Source organism: Curtobacterium sp. MCLR17_007 (assembly GCF_003234655.2).
In the GTDB taxonomy this organism is placed as follows: domain Bacteria; phylum Actinomycetota; class Actinomycetes; order Actinomycetales; family Microbacteriaceae; genus Curtobacterium.
This window is the reverse complement of sequence record NZ_CP126271.1, coordinates 3,168,983-3,186,751: the sequence shown is the minus strand read 5'-3', so window position 1 is coordinate 3,186,751 and position 17,769 is coordinate 3,168,983. Positions and strand designations below refer to the sequence as shown.

The following is a 17,769-nucleotide window of genomic DNA, read 5'->3' as shown; positions in this document are numbered from 1 at the left end:
TTCCGACTGCACCCGCACGACGGAACGCAGTCCGCACCACGTGATCCCGTGGTGCGGACTGCGTTCGGTTGTGCGACGGGTGAGGTCGCCGCTACGGCGTGAGCAGCAGCTTGCCGATCACGTCGCCGCCGGCGATGCGACGGTGCGCCTCGGCCGCGTCCGCGAGGGGCAGCACCGCGTCGACCACCGGGCGGACGCTGCCGTCCTCGACGAACGGCCAGACGTGTTCGCGGACCGCGGCGACGATCTCCGCCTTCTCGGCGAGCGGCCGGGCGCGCAGCGTGGTGCCGCTGATCGTCGCGCGCTGCTGCATCAGCAGCCCGAACGGCAGCGTCGCCTCGGAGCCGCTGCCCGCCGCGATGACGGCGAGGTGCCCGTTCTTGCGCAGCACCTCGAGGTTGCGCTGCAGGTACGCCGGTCCGACGACGTCGAGGACGACGTCCACGCCCTGGCCGTCGGTGAACTCGCGTGCGCGGGCGACGAAGTCCTCGTCGCGGTGGTCGATGACCAGGTCCGCCCCGAGCTCGCGCGAAGCGGCCACCTTACGGGCGCCGCCCGAGGTCGCGATCACCCGCGCACCGAGCGCCTTCGCCCACAGCACCGCGTGCGAGCCCATGCCACCGGTGCCACCGTGCACCAGGAGCGTCTGGCCGGGCCGGAGTCCCGCGACCATGCCGATGTTCGAGTACACCGTGCACGCCGCCTCCGGCAGCGCCGCGGCCTGCACCAGGTCGAGCCCGTCGGGCACCGGGAGCAGCTGCGACGCCGGGACGACCGCGAGCGTGGCGTACCCGCCACCGGCGAGCAGCGCGCAGACCCGGTCGCCGACGGCCCAGCCCTCGACGCCGCTGCCGAGGGACCGGATCGTGCCGGACACCTCGAGCCCCAGGACGTCCGAGGCACCGGGCGGCGGCGGGTAGTTGCCCTGGCGCTGCTGCAGGTCGGCGTTGTTCACGCCGGCTGCGGCGACCTCGACCAGGACCTCGCCGTCACCCGGCGTCGGGTCGGGTCGCTCGGAGAGGGTCAGGACGTGCTCGTCGCCCGGGGCGTCGAAGGTGATGGCGTGCATGCCCTCGACGGTACGCGCTGACTACCCGGCCGCCTGCGAGCGGTCGAGCCGGTCGATCTCCTCGGGACGGAGCTTCACCGTGGCGGCGGTCACCGAGTCGAGGATCGACTGCGGCCGCGAGGCACCCGGGATCGGGATGACGACGTCGCTCTTCGCCAGCTCCCACGCCAGGGCCACCACCTGCGGGGTGACGCCGTGGGCCCGCGCGACCGTCGCGAAGTCCTGGTACGTCGTGCCGAGGTCGGACGCCCCGGCGATGCCGCCGAGCGGGCTCCACGGCAGGAACGCGATGCTCATCTCGTCGCAGAGCTCGAGCTCTGCCTCGCTCGACCGGAAGGCCGGCGAGTACTGGTTCTGCACCGAGACCAGGCGGCCGTCCAGGACCTCGTTCGCCTGCCGGATCTGGTCGACGTCGGCGTTCGAGATGCCGGCCATCCGGATGACGCCCTCGTCGAGCAGCTCGGCGAGCGCACCGATCGAGTCCGCGTACGGCACGGCCGGGTCCGGGCGGTGGAACTGGTACAGCCCGATCGCCTCGACGCCGAGCCGCTTCGCCGAGGCCTTCGCCGCCTGCTTCAGGTACGCCGGGTCGCCGTTCTGCGACCAGTTCCCAGCTTCGGGCCGCAGGTGCCCGCCTTTCGTCGCGATCAGCACGTCGTCCGCGACGCCGTGGTAGTCCCGCACCGCACGACCGATCAGTTCCTCGTTGTGGCCGACCTCGTCGTGGCCGCCCAGGTGGTAGGCGTCCGCGGTGTCGATGAGGGTCACGCCCGCTTCGAGTGCGGCGTGGATCGTGGCGATCGACCGCCGTTCGTCGGGTCGTCCCTCGATGGACATGGGCATCCCGCCGAGGCCGATCGCGCTGACGTCGGTGTCGCCGATGGTTCGCTGCTTCATGTGCCCAGCATGCGCCGGCGGTCCCGGGTGCGTTCAGGATCGTGCCGGTGCGGGGCGGCGGGCCCAGGCCGGCGCGTGCTCGGGCAGCGGGCCGAACGCGATGCCCCGGGCGTAGAGACCCCGCACCGGCGGGACGTGCTCGGCGAGGAAGGCCGGCACCGCGGGCGGACCGTCCTGCAGCCGTCCCGCGAAGGCGCGCTCGAACACGACGCGGTGCAGGACCCGCTGGGCACCCTGCACGATCGCCGCCGGGGGCTTGCGTCGTCGCTCGACCGCTGCCAGCGCGTGGTCCAGTGCGCGTCCTCGGACCCCACCGACCAGTGCGGGCCCGAGGACCGCCGCCGTGGCGACCGCGTCCTGCACGGCCAGGTTGATCCCCACCCCGCCCGCCGGGGACATCGCGTGCGCGGCGTCCCCGATGCACAGGAACCCCGGCTGCCACCACCGCGACAGCCGGTCCATCCGGACGTCGAGCACGTGCACGTCGTCCATCGACGCGATCGTGTCGACGCGGTCGGCGAAGTCCGGCCGGACCCGGGCGATGCGGGCCCGGAACGCCTCGATGCCCGCGGCCCGCAGCTGCGCGTCGGACCCCTTCGGTGCGAAGTACGCGACCTGGTGGTAGTCCGGGCGGGGGAAGCTCAGGACCACGTCGCGTCCGTCGAACGCCGGCACGAGCGCCGTCTCCGCGTCGCCCGGCCGCCGCGGCACCCGGAACCACCACGTGTCGAAGGGGACCGGGAAGCTCTGCGGCCGCATGCCGGCCGCGGCGCGCAGCACGGACCCGCGTCCGTCGCATGCGACGACGAGGTCGGCGCGCAGCTCCTCGTGCTCGCCCCCGCCACGGCGCTGGTGCAGGTGCACACCGGCGACGACGCCGTTCTCGACGACGAGGTCGGAGGCGGCCTGCCCCATGACGATCGAGAAGGACGGCTCCTGTCGGGCGGCGTCGACGAGCATCGCCAGCAGGTCCCACTGCGGCACCATCGCCACGTGGTCGTACGGCGGCCGCAGGCGCGAGAAGTCGCCGAGCAGCACCGTCGACCCGTCCGCACGCGGCAGCGAGACGTCGTCGAGCCGGGACTGCGGCAACGCGCGGAAGCGCTCGCCGAGGCCGAGTTCGTCGAGCAGCCGGATCGTCGACGCGTGCACGGTGTCCCCGCGGAAGTCCCGGTTGAAGTCGTCGTGCCGCTCCACGACGCGGACGGCGACACCCGCGCGGGCGAGCAGCAGCCCGAGCACCACGCCCGCGGGTCCGCCACCCACGATCGCGACCGTCGTCCGGCTCACGTGCACCATGGAGCCGACGCTACGCCCGCATGCGTCGGACGGGAGGCTCGTGGCGGCGCCGCACCGAGCCTCCTGTCCGGTGGTCCGTGCGTCCGTGCGTCCGTGCGACCGCGTCAGGCGATGCTGCTGCCCGGCGACGACGCCGGGGCGGAGTCCGCGGCGTCAGCGAACACGACGCCGCCCCACGTGACGCAGGCGATCGCGAGCACGAAGCCGACGGCGGCGATCCACCACGATGTCCGCCGGCGGATCCAGGCGCCGATCGCCAGGACGACCGTCGCGACGCCGACCACGAACGCGCCACCGACGGCGATCGCCGCACCGCCGAAGTACGCGCCGGGCGTGCACCCGGCGGCGGCGTTGCACGTCGCCGTCGCGGAGATCGTGGCGATCACGGCCACGATCGCGGCCAGGATCGTCAGGAGCGCGCCGGCCGACAGCAGCAGGACCGTGGAGATCCGGTCGGCGAGCCTGCCGGCCGGGAAGAGCGTCGTGCCGCCGCGCTCCCACTGCGAGGGCGAGGACTGCGGGCCGGGCTCCGGCGCTGACCAGGTCACGGGCGCTACCGCGCTTCCACGCCGAAGGCCTCGGCGAGGCGCTGGATCTTCTGCGCACGGCCGAGTCGCGGCAGGTCGGAGCCGTCACGGATGACGCGCCCGCGGGCCTCGAAGTCGTCGAGGAAGTCCTGCGCCCAGGCCACGTCGGTCGACGTCGGGGAGATGACCTCGTTGATGACGGGCAGCTGGTCGGTGTCCAGGCACAGCTTGCCGGTGAGCCCGAGCGACACCGCGACCTGCGACTGCTCGCGCAGGATCGGGTGGGACGAGCCCACGGTCGGACCGTCGATCGGACCGGGCAGGTCACCGACGCGCGACGCGACGACGAGCCGGGACCGCGGGTAGGCCATCGCGAGGGTGTCGGACGAGGTGCCGGTGTCGCGGCGGTAGTCGCCGCTGCCGAAGGCCAGACGGAACGCGCCCTGTGCCTTCGCGATCGACACGGACTCCTCGATGCCGACGGCCGACTCGACGAGGGCGATCACCGGGGTCTGGCCGCCGAGCCGGTGCCACGTGTCGGTGACCTGCGCCGGGCTCTCGGTCTTCGCGAGCATCACCCCGAGCAACCCGGGCCGCCCGCGGAGCTCCTCGACGTCGTCCGCCCAGAAGTCCGTCGTGACGTCGTTGATGCGGACCCAGGCGTCGCCGCCCCCGGTCAACCACTCGGCGACGGTCGAGCGGGCTGACGGCTTCATCGCCGGGTCGACCGCGTCCTCGATGTCGAGGATGACCTGGTCGGCACGCGACCGCGTCGACGGCTCGAAGCGCTCGGACGCGGTGCCGGAGACCAGCAGCCAGGATCGCGAGATCTCGGCGGGGACCGATCGACGTCGGGACGGCGGGGTGGTGGGCGGGGCGGGGCGGTCGTCGATGGCCATGCCACGTTGGTACCACAGTCGGCGTCGGTCGAGCCTGCGCCGAGCGCCGCGGATTGCCCGAAACCTCGGTTCATTGCCAGAGAGGTGCGGTGCTTCCGCCTACAGTGGGCGTTGTGTGGCGTGCGGACAGGGTGACGGGCGGCGAGGGCGACGTGAACGACGACGTCCCGGCCGGCCAGAACCGCGCGCCCGGGGGCGACGTGCACCATGTGGGTGCGCGCGAGGACCACCGCGACGAGCAGGACGAGACGACGAGCACTCCCGACGCCACGACCGACGACACGACCGACGCCGACATGCTCCGTCCGGAGCTGCAGGTCACGAGCCCGCACGCGATCAGCCTCGGCGACCCGCGGCTCACGGCCACGAACGCCGCCGAGCCCGTCTGGGACGCCTGGCGCGCCCAGCTCGCCGGCGTCGGCGGCTCCAGCCCGCTCGTGCACTTCGCGGACCACCCCCGCGCCCGCATCGAGCTCTCCACCACGCACCCGGGCGGGCTCGCCCAGTTCATCACCGGCAAGACCACCCTGCTCTCCAGCCTGATCCGCGACGAGGTCGCCCTGCGCGCCGCTCGGATCGCCGCCGGGCACGTCGAGGCGAAGGGCACCGAGCTCGCCACCGTGCGCGGCATCGACGCCGTGAACCTCGGCATCGGCATGGCCGACTGGAAGTCCGGAGACGAGCAGTTCCGCGGTCCGGTGCTGCTCCGTCCGCTCGCGATCCGTCGCCACGGCCGCGACTTCGAGGTGCGGCTGCTCGGCGAACCCGTGCTCAACCCCGCGCTCGCCGACGCCCTGCGCGAGCAGTTCGGCGTCACCCTCGACGCCCAGTCCTTCGTCGCGCTGGCGCAGCAGGACGGATCGTTCACGCCGAACCCGGTCATCGACCGCCTGCGCGGCCTGACGGCGCACATCCCCGGGTTCTCCGTCCACGCCCGGTTGGTCGTGTCGACGTTCGCCGAGGTCGCGTCCGGCCTGGTCGAGGACACGAAGGACCTCTCCCACCCGGTCCTCGACGCCCTCGCCGGCAACCCGAGCGCCAAGTGGCAGGTCGAGCAGTCGTACCGCCCGGTCGAGCAGACGCCGTCGGACGAGCGCAGCCCCGACACCGACACCCTCCTGCTCGACGCCGACGACGAGCAGGAGAACGTGATCGCGCAGATCACCGCCGGCAACTCGATCGTCGTGAAGACGCTGCCCGGCACCGGCGGCACCCAGACGATCGTCAACGCGCTGGGTGGCCTGGTGGCCGCGAACAAGCGCGTCCTCGTGGTCAGCCCCCGTCGGGCCACGCTCCGGGGCATCGCCGCGCGGTTCGGCGAGGTGCAGCTGCCCGGCGTCGCCGTCACCCCCGCCACCCTGCGGCGAGACATCGTCCGCGCGATCGCCCGGAACGAGAAGGCGTCGCGGCCGAACCTGCGTGAGGTCGACGACGCCCTGGTCCGGCTGCGCAAGGTGCTCACCGACTACCGCGGCGGCCTGACCAGGACCGACCCGCAGTTCGGCGTCAGTGTGCTCGACTGCCTGGTCGAGCTCTCGCGGCTCTCGCTGCTGCCCGTGCCGCCGTCGACCACCGCCCGCCTGTCCGGCCAGTCCGTCAGCGCGATGGTGACCGGCCGGTCGCGCGTCGCCGAGACCATGGTCAGCGCGGCGAACCTCGGCGAGTTCCGCTACGGCCCCGACGACTCGCCCTGGTACGGCGCGAAGTTCGCCTCGAGCGACGGTGCGCACCGCGCCCACAAGATCGCCCAGGACCTGCACGGTGGTGCCCTGCCGACGCTGCTGCAGCGCGCGCACGAGCTCATCGCGACCACGCGCATGCGGCAGTTCACGACGATCAACGAGCTCGGCATCTACCTGCGCCTGCTCACGGAGATCCGCGACACCCTCGACCGCTTCCTGCCCGTCGTGTTCGACCGGTCGGTGTCCGAACTCGTCGCCGCCACCGCGCCGCGCGGCGAAGGTGCACCGATGTCGTCGACGAACCGTCGCCGGCTCAAGAAGCTCGCGCGCGAGTACGTCCGTCCGGGCGTGCACGTGTCCGACCTGCACGAGGCGCTCACCCGTGTGCAGCAGCAGCGCGTGCTCTGGCAGCGCTACGTCGCCGCAGGGGTCGCTCCCGAGGTCCCCACCGGCATCGCCGACGTGCAGGTGCAGTTCTCCAACGTGGTCGAGGACCTGGCGCGGCTCGACGAGCCCCTGGGCCGGTCCGACCGCGACGCGCAGCTCGCGAACATGCCCGTCGACGAGCTCCTGCCCTACATCGGTTCCCTCGCCGCCGAGTCCGACGTCCTGCACAACCTGCAGGAACGCACCGAGCTCATGCAGACCCTCCGCGACCTGCAGCTCGAGCCGCTCATCACCGACCTGGCGAACCGGCACGTCCCGGACACCCAGGTCCCCGCCGAGCTCGAGCTGGCGTGGTGGCAGTCGGCGCTCGAGACCATGCTCGAGTCCGACCGGGCACTGCTCGGCGCGAACACCGACATGCTCGACCGGGTCGAGGCCGACTTCCGGCTCGTCGACGACGCGCACGCCGCCGGGGTCTCCCAGGGCCTGGCGTGGCAGCTGGCCGAGAACTGGAAGGTCGGTCTCGTCGACTGGCCCGAGGAAGCCCTGGCGCTGAAGACCCAGCTCAAGGAGGGCGCGATCACCTCGCGCCTGCTGCAGGACTCCGCTCCGCACCTGTCCCGCGCCATCGCCCCGGTGTGGCTCGCCAGCCCCTACGAGGTCCCGCAGATCGCGGACACGATGCCCTTCGACACCGTGATCCTGGTCGACTCGGGCGCCGTCACGATCGCCGAGACGGTCGACGCCGTCCGCCGTGCCCGCCAGACCGTCGTGTTCGGTGACCCGGTCACGCAGACCCCGTCGCCGTTCCGCATCGCCGTCGACCCGGCACACCGCGCACTCCAGGTCGACGAGGAGACCCTCGACGCCCTGCACGCCGACTCCGCCCTCGCGAAGCTCTCGACGCTGCTGCCGACCCTCTCGCTCACCACCTCGTACCGCGCCGGCGGCGAGGACCTCGCCGAACTCGTGAACCGCCGCTTCTACGGCGGCCGCATCGAGTCGCTGCCGTGGGCCGGGTCCTTCCTCGGGCACGGGTCGATCGCGCTCGACTACGTCAGCGACGGCAAGGCCGTGCCGGACCCCGAGTCCGGAGCGGTCGAGAGCGTCGACGCCGAGGTGGACCGCGTCGTCCGGCTCGTCATCGACCACGCCCGCACCCGTCCGACCGAGTCGCTCATGGTGATCACCGCGTCGGCCAAGCACGCGGTCCGGGTCGAGCAGGCCGTCCTCACCGCGGCGCAGGGCCACAAGGACCTGACCGAGTTCGTCATCGGCGACCGCGCCGAGCCGTTCATCGTCGCCACGCTCGAGCAGTCCGTCGCGCAGAGCCGTGACCGCGTCGTCTTCTCGATCGGCTACGGCCGGACCCCGCACGGCCGCGTGCTGCGTGACTTCGGGCCGCTCGGCAAGCCCGGTGGAGAACGCCTGCTGGCAGTCGCGATGACCCGGGCGCGCCGCTCCATGGTGATCGTCACGTGCTTCCAGCCGTCGGACATCGAGGCCGAGCGCATGGGCCACGGCACCGTCGCGCTGGCCGAGATCCTGGCCGAGGTGCGCGCCCGCACCACCGCCGAGTACGTGCCGGACGACTCCGACCCGCTGCTCGTCGACCTGGCGCGTCGTCTGGAGATGCGCGGGATCCCCGTCGCGCTCGGACACCGCGGCAAGCTCGGCCTGGTCGCGGCACACGGCGGGGTCTGCGTGACGATCGAGACCGACGCGTCGCTCGTGCGGGGCTCGCTGCGCGAGTCCTTGCGGCTCCGGCCCGAGGTGCTCCGTCGCCTCGGCTGGCACTACGTCCGCGTGCACGCGTTCCAGCTGTTCTCCGACCCGGACCGGGTGGCCGACACCGTGGCTGCCGTGCTCGGCGTCGACCGTGGTGCCACGCAGGAGATCTCGATCCCTCCGATTCCCGCCCGCCGATGAGCACGCCGGATCAGCATCCCTCCGTGCCCACGGTGGGCCCCGCCCGCCGATGAGCCGGCGGGCCTCCCGGCCCGCTGGACCGGTCACACCGGACACGGACCAGCTGGTCGGGTCGTGGACGCGAGCCGACGACGTGGCCGTGCCCGAGCCTCCCGGCGGTCCTGTGGGGACCACGCACCGGTCAGGAGGGCCGGATCGCCCACGCAGGCGGGTCACGACCCAGCCGGTGCCGGGGTCGGACCCCACCCCGCCTCCGGAGCCGCGGCGGCACGACCGCGGGGAGAACGACGCCCGGCTGCTCGGCGACCGGCCTCCCCACTGGGGGTAGGTACCCTGGAGGTCCGACCTCGACGAAAGCACGTGATGACCGACTCCGCCCTGCGGCAGCGCCCCGACTGGCAGACCTGGCCGAACCTGATCACGCTGGTGCGGTTCCTGCTCATCCCGGTCTACGTGGTGCTCGTGGTGCAGGGGCACCCGGGGTGGGCGCTCCTGTCGCTCGTGGTGCTCGGCGTGTCGGACTGGGCCGACGGGTTCATCGCGCGCAAGTTCGACCAGGGCTCGAAGCTCGGCAAGGCACTCGACCCGATCGCCGACCGGTTGGCGATCATCGCGATCGTGCTGTCGCTCGTGCTGGTGGGCCTGTTGCCGTGGATCGTCGTCGTGGTGATCGTCGCGGTCGATGCCCTGCTCGCCGTGCTGTCGAGCGTCTGGTTCGGGGGTGACCCGGACCTCGACGTGTCGTGGACCGGCAAGATCCGCTCCGCGCTGCTGTTCGTCGGCCTGCCCGTCCTGCTCTTCTCGTCGACCGCCTGGGCGTCGGAGCATCCCTGGATCCGGATCACCGCGCTCGTCCTCGTGTGGCTCGGCACCGCCGGGCACCTGCTCGCCGGCGCGCAGTACGTCGCTGCGATGGTGCGCAAGCGCCGCAGCCGCGCGGTCCGCGCCGCCTAGCGGCGGCGCGCGCCGCCTGGCTCCCCACAGCACCACGAAACGGACACGGCACCGCGCAACTGCGTGGTGCCGTGTCCGTTCCTCGGTGCCCTGCGCCCGGGTGGGCGCCAGCCGCCGCTACAGCTTGGTCGTGCCGCCGATGCCCGGGCCCTCTGGTGCGTCGGACGGTGCGACGTGCGCGCCACCGCCGGTGCTCGTCGCGACGCCGTTCTGCGACCGGAGCAGGTCGCGGATCTCGAGCAGCACCTCGACGTCGGTCGGCGGGACGTCCTGGGGCGTCTGCTCCTGGTCGTTCTTGACCCGTTCGAACGCGGCCTTCTTCAGGTGGTTCACCGGCAGCACGAGCGCGAAGTAGACGACCGCCGCGACGATCACGAAGTTGATCACCGCGCCGATGATCGCGCCGAACAGGATCTGCGCGTTGCCGCCGGAGACGGTGGGGATCTCCCACACGAGTGCCTTGTCGAGGCTCGAGGCGTTGAACACGGCGCCGATCAGGGGGTTGATCAGCGAGCTCACGATGGCGGTGACGATCGCGGTGAACGCAGCACCGATGACGACGGCGACGGCCAGGTCGATCACGTTGCCGCGGAGCAGGAACTCCTTGAAGCCCTTCATACGGGGTCTCCTTCCGGGTCGGGACGGCCGCCGGTCGGCGACGGACTCAACCTATCGGGGGTGCGACGCCAGGATCAGGAGGCGCTGGGCGTGCTCGGCTTCGACTCGCTCTTGGCGGGTGCGGACGAGCCCCCGGAATCCGACTTCGACCCCGAGGACGAGCCGGACGAGCCCGAGGACGAACCGCCCGACGAGCCCGACGACGAACCGCCGGCCGACGAGCCCTCGGATGCCGGCTTCGCCCGCGAGTCCGTGCGGTAGAACCCGCCGCCGTTGAACGTCACGCCCACCGGCGAGAACACCTTGCGCAGCACGCCGCCGCACGTCGGGCACTCGGTGAGCGTGGCGTCGGAGAACGACTGCTTGATGTCGAACGCGGTGTCGCACTCGGTGCAGCGGTACGAGTAGGTGGGCACGTCAGCTCCGGAACGTGATGATGCGCGACGGCGTGATGATGCCGTCCACGGGTTCGTCGTGGGGTTCGCGCGGGACCTGGTCCAGGTACTCCGCGTCGAAGATCACAGCATAGACGGGCGGGCGCTTCGCCATGGACCCGAGGGTCTTGTCGTAGTACCCGCGGCCCCAGCCCATCCGGACGCCGTCGTGTCCCACCGCCGCGGCCGGGGTCAGGATCGCGTCGACGTGGTTGATCGCGATCGGGGAGAGCACCTCGCCGACGACCTCGGGCATGCCGAACAGGCCCTCCTTCTCGGTCGACCCGTCACCGACCGCCCAGTCGAGCAGGCCGTCCTCGCGCGTGACGGGGAGCAGCACGCGGATGCCCTGCTCGAACGCCCAGTTCAGGAAGGGCCGGACGTTCGGCTCGTCCGACGCCGACAGGTACAGCGCGATCGACTCCACCTGGCGTTCCTGAGCGAAGCGCTGCAGGGTCGCGGTGAGGGACTCCGTGTCGGCGTCACGCTCCGTGGTGGTCCGGGTGCGTCGCCGCTGCCGGAGCTCGGCCCGCAGCGCGCGCTTCTCGTTGCCGAGATCGGGGATCATGCGCAGGAGTCTAACGATCGCCCCGTGCCCCGCTGCGGGAAGCCGCCAAAGCCGCGCGCGGACCGGTGTCCTCCCTTCCGGCGACATGACCTGGCGGGGCCCATCGGATACGGTCATGCACATGGGCTTCCAGATTTCCAAGGCGGTGATCCCAGCAGCAGGTCTGGGCACTCGCTTCCTCCCCGCGACCAAGGCGATGCCGAAGGAGATGCTCCCCGTCGTCGACAAGCCAGCCATCCAGTACGTGGTGGAAGAGGCAGTCGACGCCGGTCTCACCGACGTGCTGATGATCACCGGGCGCAACAAGAACGCGCTCGAGAACCACTTCGACCACGTGTCGGAGCTCGAGGAGACCCTCCGCAAGAAGGGTGACCACGAGAAGCTGAAGAAGGTCAACCAGTCCACCGACCTCGCCGACATGCACTACGTGCGCCAGGGCGACCCGCTCGGCCTCGGCCACGCCGTGCTCCGCGCCAAGATGCACGTCGGTCGTGAGCCCTTCGCCGTCCTGCTCGGCGACGACATCATCGATGCCCGCGACCCGCTGCTCAAGCGCATGATCGAGGTCCAGGGCGAGAAGAACGCAACCGTCGTCGCACTGCTCGAGGTCCCCGAGTCGCAGACCCACCTGTACGGCATCGCCACGGTCGAGCCGACCGACACCGACGACGTCGTGAAGATCACCGGTCTGGTCGAGAAGCCGGCGCAGGGCGAGGCGCCCTCGAACCTGGCCATCATCGGCCGGTACGTCATCCGCCCCGAGGTCTTCGACGTCCTCGAGAAGCAGGAGCCCGGCAAGGGGGGCGAGATCCAGCTCACCGACGCGCTCATGAAGATGGCGAGCGCCGAGGAGTGGACCGGCGGCGTGTACGGCGTCGTGTTCCGTGGACGTCGGTACGACACCGGTGACAAACTCGACTACATCAAGGCGATCGTGCAGCTCGCCTCGGACCGCGATGACCTCGGCCCCGACCTCAAGGCCTGGCTCAAGGAGTTCAACGCGGGCGAATGAGTCGACCCATCCCGTGCGGGTCCGGTGCATGCCGGCCCGCACGGGACACCCGTCCCGGTGACCGCCGGGGCACCGGAGGAACCGCCCGATGACGACCATCCCGACCCTGTCCCACGGACGGGTCACCATCCGCCCCCTCCGGCTCCGCGACAGCCGCGACCTCGACGCGGCCCTCGCGACGAACCGGTCGTGGCTCCGCACCTGGGAGGCGACCAACCCGTCCGGGCAGGTCTCCACCGACGTGCGCGGCAGCATCCGCGCGCTCCAGGCCAACGCCCGCGCCGGACTCGGACTGCCGTTCGCGATGGAGCTCGACGGCCGGTTCGTCGGACAGCTCAACGTCTCGGGCGTGACCTACGGCTCGCTCGCCAGCGCCTCGATCGGGTACTGGGTCGTCGAGGGTGCCGCGGGTCACAACGTCACCCCGATCGCGGTCGCCCTGGCCACCGACCACTGCTTCCGCTCGGTCGGCATCCACCGCATCGAGATCTGTATCCGTCCGGAGAACGCCCCGTCGCTGCGGGTCGTCGAGAAGCTCGGCTTCCGGTACGAGGGACTGCGGCGCCGCTACATCCACATCAACGGGGACTGGCGCGACCACTTCTGCTTCGGCCTGGTCGCGGAAGAGGTGCGCGAGGGCGTCCTCGAGCGCTGGGTCCGTGGCGAGGTCCCGGTCGGGGTCGGGAGCGTTCCGCTCGCGGCACGTGACGAGGCCGCGATGCCGATCATCACCGGTCCGCGCGCCTGAGCGGATGCCGGGAGGCCCGGTGCGGCCCCGCCGATCCGCTCGCGACACGCGCAACACGCGTCCCGCAATCACGGGCCGGGGGAAGGCCCGCCCCTAGCCTCTCCCCATGGCAGGTATCGGGTCGTGGGGCGGCGGCATCGTCCTGCTCGTCGCCGCGGTGCTCTGGGTCGTCTACCTGATGCCCGCCTGGGCAGCCCGACGGCAGTACCTGGCCACCGAGCGGAACGCGATCCGCCTCCAGCAGACCCTCCGGATCCTCGCGCAGACGGCCGAGCTGCCGGACGAGGTCCGCATCGAGATGAACGCCAGGTCCCTCGCCGAGGCGCAGCGCGTCGCGAAGTCGGAAGAGGCCAGGCGGTCCGCGCTCGTCCGGGCACGTGAGGCCGCACGGCAGCGTGAGATCACCCGCCGTCTCGCCGAACAGGCCCCCGTGCTCGAGCAGGTGTCCTCGGTCCCCGCACTCACCGCGATGCGCATGCGTCGGTCACGGCTCGGAGCGACGACGCTCGGCGCCGCCGGGCTCCTCGTCGCCTTCGTGGTCCTCGTCGCCGTCCCGTCCGCGTGGCTCGTCGCCGTCGCCGGCATCGTCGCCGCCGGTGGGTCCGCCGCGGTCCTCGCCCAGCTGCACCAGGTCGCCCAGGCGCGGAAGGCGCGTGCCGCAGCGTCCGCACCCCGGGTGGACCGGGCCTCCCGTCCGTCGACCGCCTGGACGGACCCGGCACCGCCGTTGTCCGCCGACCAGGAGGCGCCGGCGACGACGGCGACCCGTACCTGGACGCCGGCGCACGTGCCGAAGCCCCTGTACGTCGAGCGACCCGCCACTCCCGCTGCCGCGCCGGAGACCTCGGCGGCGCTCGCGGCGCGACTCCGGCAGCGGGTCGCGGCCGCGAAGGCCGAAGCCGAGGCCGAGGCCGCGGCGATCCGTGCGGGGGAGTCCGACCCGTCACTCGCGACGGTGTCGCGGATGCGACCCGACGTCGAAGAAGCGGTCGCATCCCTGTCCGCCCACGACCAGGGGCGGCTGGCCGAGCGGCTCGGGCTCCGCGCACCCGAGGCTGCACCGACCACCGCGGCACCCGCGGAACCGGCGGCTCCCACTGCTCCGGCGGCGCCGAGCAAGTGGGCCGGCATGGGGGTCATCGGGGACGACGACTACCAGCAGGCGGACCTCGACGCGATCATGCGGCGACGCCGCGCGGTCTGAGGCGTCGATTTCGGTTCGACCTCGGCCTGGTGCTAGTGTGGTCGAGCACTTGGGGCTATGGCGCAGTTGGTAGCGCGTCTCGTTCGCAATGAGAAGGTCAGGGGTTCGAATCCCCTTAGCTCCACCAGGTGACAGCACCGCACGAAGGCCCCGGGACACCGTCCCGGGGCCTTCGTGCTTCCCCCGGCCGTCGTGTGTCCGGGGCGGCTCGATGTGTCCGGGGTGACACCCCCGGACGAGGTGGTGCGTCGGACAACACCGGCCCCTAGAATCGCCACGCACCCGACGGGGGGTGCTCGCTCGAAGGGGTCCGCATGCGTCTCAGGTCCACCGTCGCCACCCTCGGCACCGTGCTCGCGGTCGTCGCCGGTGTCGCGCTCGTCGGCCCCGGCACCGCTGCCGGAGCGGCGACCACCACCGCCTCCATGGTCGGGCGCTTCACCCCGGTCGCCCCGGCGCGCGTGTTCAACGCGACCGTCGGCACGTCCCCGGTCACCGTGCCGCTCGGCGGTGCGAACGGCATCCCGACCTCGGCGACCGCCGTGGTGCTCACCGCGACGGTCAGCTCGCCGACGGCCGACGGGTACGTCAGCGTCGCCCCGGCCGGCAGCAGCGCACGGCCGTCGGTGCAGAACTTCTCCGCCGGGCAGCAGATCTCCGGCACGACCACGGTCGGCCTCGTCGGCGGCCAGGCCCAGGTCCGGCTGTCGGCGGGCACCGGCAAGGTCGCCCTGGACGTCGCGGGCTGGTACGGCACGAGTGCGAGCGGGTCGACGTACACGCCGCTCCCGCCGACGAACGTCATCACGGCCACGGTCGGCACGAGCCCGCTCCGGGTGCCCGTCGCCGGCACCGCCGGGGTGCCGGCCGACGCGACCGCGGTCGTGCTGCAGACCGACGTGTCGCGGGCGACGACCAGCGGGACGCTGCGGATCACGCCGGCGGGCAACACCACCGGGATCGCGACCCTGACCTACCGGGCCGGGGTTACCGTGGCCAACACCACGACGGTGGCACTGTCCGACGGCGCCGTCCAGGCCCGGGTGTCGGGCGGGACGGGCTCGGTGCTCGCGGACGTCGTCGGCTACTACGCGCCGGACGACTCGGGGTCCGTGTTCGTGCCGGCGGACCCGGTGCGGGCAGCGACCGTCGCCGCGACCCCGACCGCGAAGGACATCACCCTCATCGGCACGGCGGGCATCCCGCGCAACGCCGTCGCCGCCGTCGTGAACGCCAAGGTCGGGGGCGGCACCACGAACGGTCTGCTCCGCGTCACCGGTGCCGGACTGTCGTCGAGCGTCCCGACGCAGGCGTACTCGGCCGGGCAGACCATCGGCAACGCGTTGATCGCGCCGCTGTCCTCGGCGGGGAAGGTCTCGGCGAAGGTGTCCTCGGGCACCGCGACCGTCTACGTCGACGTCGTCGGGTACTTCCTCGACGGGTCGTCCGGATCGGGGACCGGCGTCGACGTCTCGTGGCCGCAGTGCGGTCGCACGGTGCCGACCGACCAGTCGTTCGGGATCGTCGGGGTGAACGGCGAGCTCGGCAACCAGGCGAACCCGTGCTTCGCGTCGCAGCTCCGGTGGGCAGCGGCATCCGCCGGCGGCACCGCGCAGCCGGCCGCCCAGCTGTACGCGCTGGTGCAGAACCCTGGAGCCGCCCCCGGTGTGGCCTGGCCGACGTCGAACACGTTCCTCGGCACCACCGTCACCGGCAGCCCGTACGGGTCGTGCACCCCGGCGGCGGGCGGCGCGGGACGGACCACCCGCGCGTGCTCGTACGTCTACGGCTACGGTCGCGCGACCGCGAACGTCGGCTTCACCGGGCTGGCGCAGCCGGGGCAGTACCGGTGGTGGCTCGACGTCGAGACGGGTCTCTCGCACCAGTCCGACGTGACGCAGAACCGCGCGACCCTCGAGGGCATGATCGCCGCCTACACGAAGGCCGGCATCGACGACCTGGGGCTCTACTCGACCGGGTACCAGTTCGGGCAGGTCATGGGGACGGTCCCGTCGAGCAGCCCGATCCGCCCGCTGCCGAGCTGGATCGCGGTCGGCGACGCCACCCTGGCGCAGGCCCAGGCCGCGTGCAGCGGCACGCCGCTGGTCGACGGTCCGGTGCGGATGACCCAGTACGTCACGCCCTACGGCAGCGTCGAGCTGGACCGCGACTGGTCCTGTTTCTGAGTGCCCGTCGGCCGACCGCGTGCGCGGCTGACGGACGGGAGGCCCGTGGCGGCACCGCCACGGGCCTCCCGTCCGTCGGTGCGCACGTGGTCAGGAACCCGGTGGCAGCGGCAGTGCCGGTGCGGAACGGGCATTGCGGGTGCCACGGCGTGCCGTCACGGTGACGACCGCACGGTCGTGCACGGCCAGCTCGTCACCGGGAACTGACGGGGGCGTCGGTCCCGGTCTGTCGGACGGGGTCACGTACCCTTGCAGCGTCATGACTGCTTCCTTCACGCGCCGTTCCCTGCTGTCGCTCGCCGGTGTCGCCGGAGTCGGGCTGGCGGCCGCCGCGTGTTCGAAGGCCTCCGACCCGCCCGAACCGACGCACAGCGCGGGGGCAGGCTCCGCGAGCGCATCGGCGTCCGCCGCCGCGACACCCGCCCGCGCCGCGTCGCTCGAGCCGGCCCAGGTCCCGCTCGCGGGCGGCGTCACGGTCACGGTGACCGGCACCGCGCTCGCAGCCGTGCGTGGCGTGACCGTGGGCGGCATCGCTGCGCGCGACGTCAGGGCGTCGGCGACGAAGGTCACCTTCACCGCGCCGCACCAGGCGATGTACACGGCCGGTTCCGCCGACGTGGCCCTCTTCGACTCCGAGCTGACGCCGACCGCGTCCGCGAACCAGAGCTCGGACGGCAACGGCAGTGCCGCCAACGACGGGCAGAGCGGCGCGACGCAGGACTCGGCGTCCGCCGCGCCGACCGCGGGCGCGCCGTCCGTGCCCTCCGCCGCAGACGCACTCGCGACGACCTCGCTCGCGTACGCGGCGGTGACCGACGTCGACCGGCAGCTCGCGTACGCGATGCGGTACTGGAAGGACTACAACCTCACCGAGTACGGCACCATGAACCCGATCGGCGGCGACTGCGCGAACTACGTCAGCCAGACGCTCATCGCCCGTGGGTGGCAGCAGCGCGACGACTGGTACAGCCGTTCGGGTGGCGCCGCGCACTCCGCGACGTGGACCTACTGCCCGGCGATGGACCCGTGGCTCGCCAGCAACGCGGCGACCTTCGGCCTGACCCGGCGATCGCTCGACGAACGCGACAAGGTGCGTGCCGGCGACATCGTGTTCTTCGACTGGAACCACAACGACTCGCCGGACCACACCACCATCGTCTCCGAGGTCTTCACCGAGCCCGACGGCACGATCCGCATCAAGTCCGCGAGCCACAACCAGGACGGCCCCTACCGCGACCTCGACGAGATGATCACGGTGCAGCACCCCGGCGGCACCGCCTGGTTCCACACGTTCGACGCGTAGCGGTCGGGGCGCTGCCCGCGGTGCCGTGCCCGCGGTGCCGTGCCCGCCGCGGT

15 protein-coding genes and 1 tRNA gene are annotated in these 17,769 nt (G+C 72.4%); 8 read left to right on the top strand and 8 right to left on the bottom strand.

Translation table 11 applies throughout. The annotated features are described in order from the left end of the window. Positions 1 to 91: 91 nt before the first annotated feature. The 5 genes from DEJ13_RS15000 to DEJ13_RS14980 all read right to left on the bottom strand — a co-directional run bounded on the left by DEJ13_RS15000 (position 92) and on the right by DEJ13_RS14980 (position 4,691). Positions 92 to 1,069, bottom strand: a complete 978-nt coding sequence (locus tag DEJ13_RS15000; protein ID WP_111106501.1) for an NAD(P)H-quinone oxidoreductase — start codon at positions 1,067 to 1,069, stop codon at positions 92 to 94. Between the two features lie 21 nt (positions 1,070 to 1,090). Beyond that, positions 1,091 to 1,966, bottom strand: a complete 876-nt coding sequence (locus DEJ13_RS14995) for an aldo/keto reductase (protein ID WP_111106502.1) — start codon at positions 1,964 to 1,966, stop codon at positions 1,091 to 1,093. Positions 1,967 to 1,999: 33 nt separating this feature from the next. Continuing rightward, positions 2,000 to 3,265 carry an FAD-dependent oxidoreductase gene (locus tag DEJ13_RS14990; protein ID WP_111106503.1) on the bottom strand — a complete coding sequence of 422 codons (1,266 nt, stop codon included), beginning with the start codon at positions 3,263 to 3,265 and terminating at the stop codon, positions 2,000 to 2,002. 104 nt (positions 3,266 to 3,369) lie between these two features. After that, a complete protein-coding gene (locus DEJ13_RS14985) occupies positions 3,370 to 3,813 on the bottom strand; it encodes a DUF6264 family protein (protein WP_056120786.1) in 444 nt (147 codons plus the stop codon). A gap of 5 nt (positions 3,814 to 3,818) precedes the next feature. Then, a complete protein-coding gene (locus tag DEJ13_RS14980) occupies positions 3,819 to 4,691 on the bottom strand; it encodes an HpcH/HpaI aldolase/citrate lyase family protein (RefSeq protein WP_111106504.1) in 873 nt (290 codons plus the stop codon). Between the two features lie 296 nt (positions 4,692 to 4,987). On the opposite strand from DEJ13_RS14980, the gene DEJ13_RS14975 reads away from it, so the two are divergent. Both DEJ13_RS14975 and DEJ13_RS14970 read left to right on the top strand, forming a co-directional pair. Next, the gene (locus DEJ13_RS14975) at positions 4,988 to 8,689 is read left to right on the top strand and encodes an ATP-binding protein (protein ID WP_111106534.1); all 3,702 of its coding nucleotides are present in this window, start codon (positions 4,988 to 4,990) and stop codon (positions 8,687 to 8,689) included. A 363-nt stretch (positions 8,690 to 9,052) separates the two neighbouring features. Further along, the gene (locus DEJ13_RS14970) at positions 9,053 to 9,643 is read left to right on the top strand and encodes a CDP-alcohol phosphatidyltransferase family protein (protein WP_082517811.1); all 591 of its coding nucleotides are present in this window, start codon (positions 9,053 to 9,055) and stop codon (positions 9,641 to 9,643) included. Between the two features lie 117 nt (positions 9,644 to 9,760). Here DEJ13_RS14970 and mscL read toward each other — a convergent pair whose 3' ends face one another. The 3 genes from mscL to DEJ13_RS14955 form a co-directional block, all read right to left on the bottom strand. After that, entirely contained in the window at positions 9,761 to 10,261 is a 501-nt protein-coding gene (gene mscL / locus DEJ13_RS14965) for a large conductance mechanosensitive channel protein MscL (RefSeq protein WP_056120793.1), read from the bottom strand. Between the two features lie 74 nt (positions 10,262 to 10,335). Next, a complete protein-coding gene (locus DEJ13_RS14960; RefSeq protein WP_111106505.1) occupies positions 10,336 to 10,677 on the bottom strand; it encodes an FmdB family zinc ribbon protein in 342 nt (113 codons plus the stop codon). A gap of 1 nt (position 10,678) precedes the next feature. Further along, positions 10,679 to 11,263 (bottom strand): 5-formyltetrahydrofolate cyclo-ligase, encoded by a 585-nt coding sequence (locus tag DEJ13_RS14955; RefSeq protein ID WP_056120796.1) that lies wholly within the window; start codon positions 11,261 to 11,263, stop codon positions 10,679 to 10,681. A gap of 121 nt (positions 11,264 to 11,384) precedes the next feature. Here DEJ13_RS14955 and galU point away from each other — a divergent pair, with 121 nt between their 5' ends. From galU to DEJ13_RS14925, 6 genes are all read left to right on the top strand, one after another. Further along, positions 11,385 to 12,275 (top strand): UTP--glucose-1-phosphate uridylyltransferase GalU, encoded by an 891-nt coding sequence (galU, locus tag DEJ13_RS14950; protein ID WP_056120797.1) that lies wholly within the window; start codon positions 11,385 to 11,387, stop codon positions 12,273 to 12,275. A gap of 88 nt (positions 12,276 to 12,363) precedes the next feature. Continuing rightward, a complete protein-coding gene (locus DEJ13_RS14945; RefSeq protein ID WP_056120799.1) occupies positions 12,364 to 13,023 on the top strand; it encodes a GNAT family N-acetyltransferase in 660 nt (219 codons plus the stop codon). 106 nt (positions 13,024 to 13,129) lie between these two features. After that, complete coding sequence (locus DEJ13_RS14940; protein ID WP_111106506.1) at positions 13,130 to 14,227, top strand: hypothetical protein; 1,098 nt, start codon at positions 13,130 to 13,132, stop codon at positions 14,225 to 14,227. Between the two features lie 51 nt (positions 14,228 to 14,278). Next, positions 14,279 to 14,354: transfer RNA gene (locus DEJ13_RS14935), tRNA-Ala, on the top strand. A 187-nt stretch (positions 14,355 to 14,541) separates the two neighbouring features. Continuing rightward, positions 14,542 to 16,413 carry a glycoside hydrolase family 25 domain-containing protein gene (locus tag DEJ13_RS14930; RefSeq protein ID WP_111106507.1) on the top strand — a complete coding sequence of 624 codons (1,872 nt, stop codon included), beginning with the start codon at positions 14,542 to 14,544 and terminating at the stop codon, positions 16,411 to 16,413. 259 nt (positions 16,414 to 16,672) lie between these two features. After that, complete coding sequence (locus DEJ13_RS14925; RefSeq protein WP_111106508.1) at positions 16,673 to 17,716, top strand: amidase domain-containing protein; 1,044 nt, start codon at positions 16,673 to 16,675, stop codon at positions 17,714 to 17,716. The last annotated feature ends 53 nt before the right edge of the window (positions 17,717 to 17,769 follow it).

Coding starts and splice junctions, on each gene's coding strand:
- DEJ13_RS15000 (WP_111106501.1), bottom strand. CDS start 1,069: ATGCACGCCATCACCTTCGACGCCCCGGGCGACGAGCACGTCCTGACC.
- DEJ13_RS14995 (WP_111106502.1), bottom strand. CDS start 1,966: ATGAAGCAGCGAACCATCGGCGACACCGACGTCAGCGCGATCGGCCTC.
- DEJ13_RS14990 (WP_111106503.1), bottom strand. CDS start 3,265: ATGGTGCACGTGAGCCGGACGACGGTCGCGATCGTGGGTGGCGGACCC.
- DEJ13_RS14980 (WP_111106504.1), bottom strand. CDS start 4,691: ATGGCCATCGACGACCGCCCCGCCCCGCCCACCACCCCGCCGTCCCGA.
- DEJ13_RS14975 (WP_111106534.1), top strand. CDS start 4,988: ATGCTCCGTCCGGAGCTGCAGGTCACGAGCCCGCACGCGATCAGCCTC.
- DEJ13_RS14970 (WP_082517811.1), top strand. CDS start 9,053: ATGACCGACTCCGCCCTGCGGCAGCGCCCCGACTGGCAGACCTGGCCG.
- mscL (WP_056120793.1), bottom strand. CDS start 10,261: ATGAAGGGCTTCAAGGAGTTCCTGCTCCGCGGCAACGTGATCGACCTG.
- DEJ13_RS14955 (WP_056120796.1), bottom strand. CDS start 11,263: ATGATCCCCGATCTCGGCAACGAGAAGCGCGCGCTGCGGGCCGAGCTC.
- galU (WP_056120797.1), top strand. CDS start 11,385: ATGGGCTTCCAGATTTCCAAGGCGGTGATCCCAGCAGCAGGTCTGGGC.
- DEJ13_RS14945 (WP_056120799.1), top strand. CDS start 12,364: ATGACGACCATCCCGACCCTGTCCCACGGACGGGTCACCATCCGCCCC.
- DEJ13_RS14940 (WP_111106506.1), top strand. CDS start 13,130: ATGGCAGGTATCGGGTCGTGGGGCGGCGGCATCGTCCTGCTCGTCGCC.
- DEJ13_RS14930 (WP_111106507.1), top strand. CDS start 14,542: ATGCGTCTCAGGTCCACCGTCGCCACCCTCGGCACCGTGCTCGCGGTC.
- DEJ13_RS14925 (WP_111106508.1), top strand. CDS start 16,673: ATGACTGCTTCCTTCACGCGCCGTTCCCTGCTGTCGCTCGCCGGTGTC.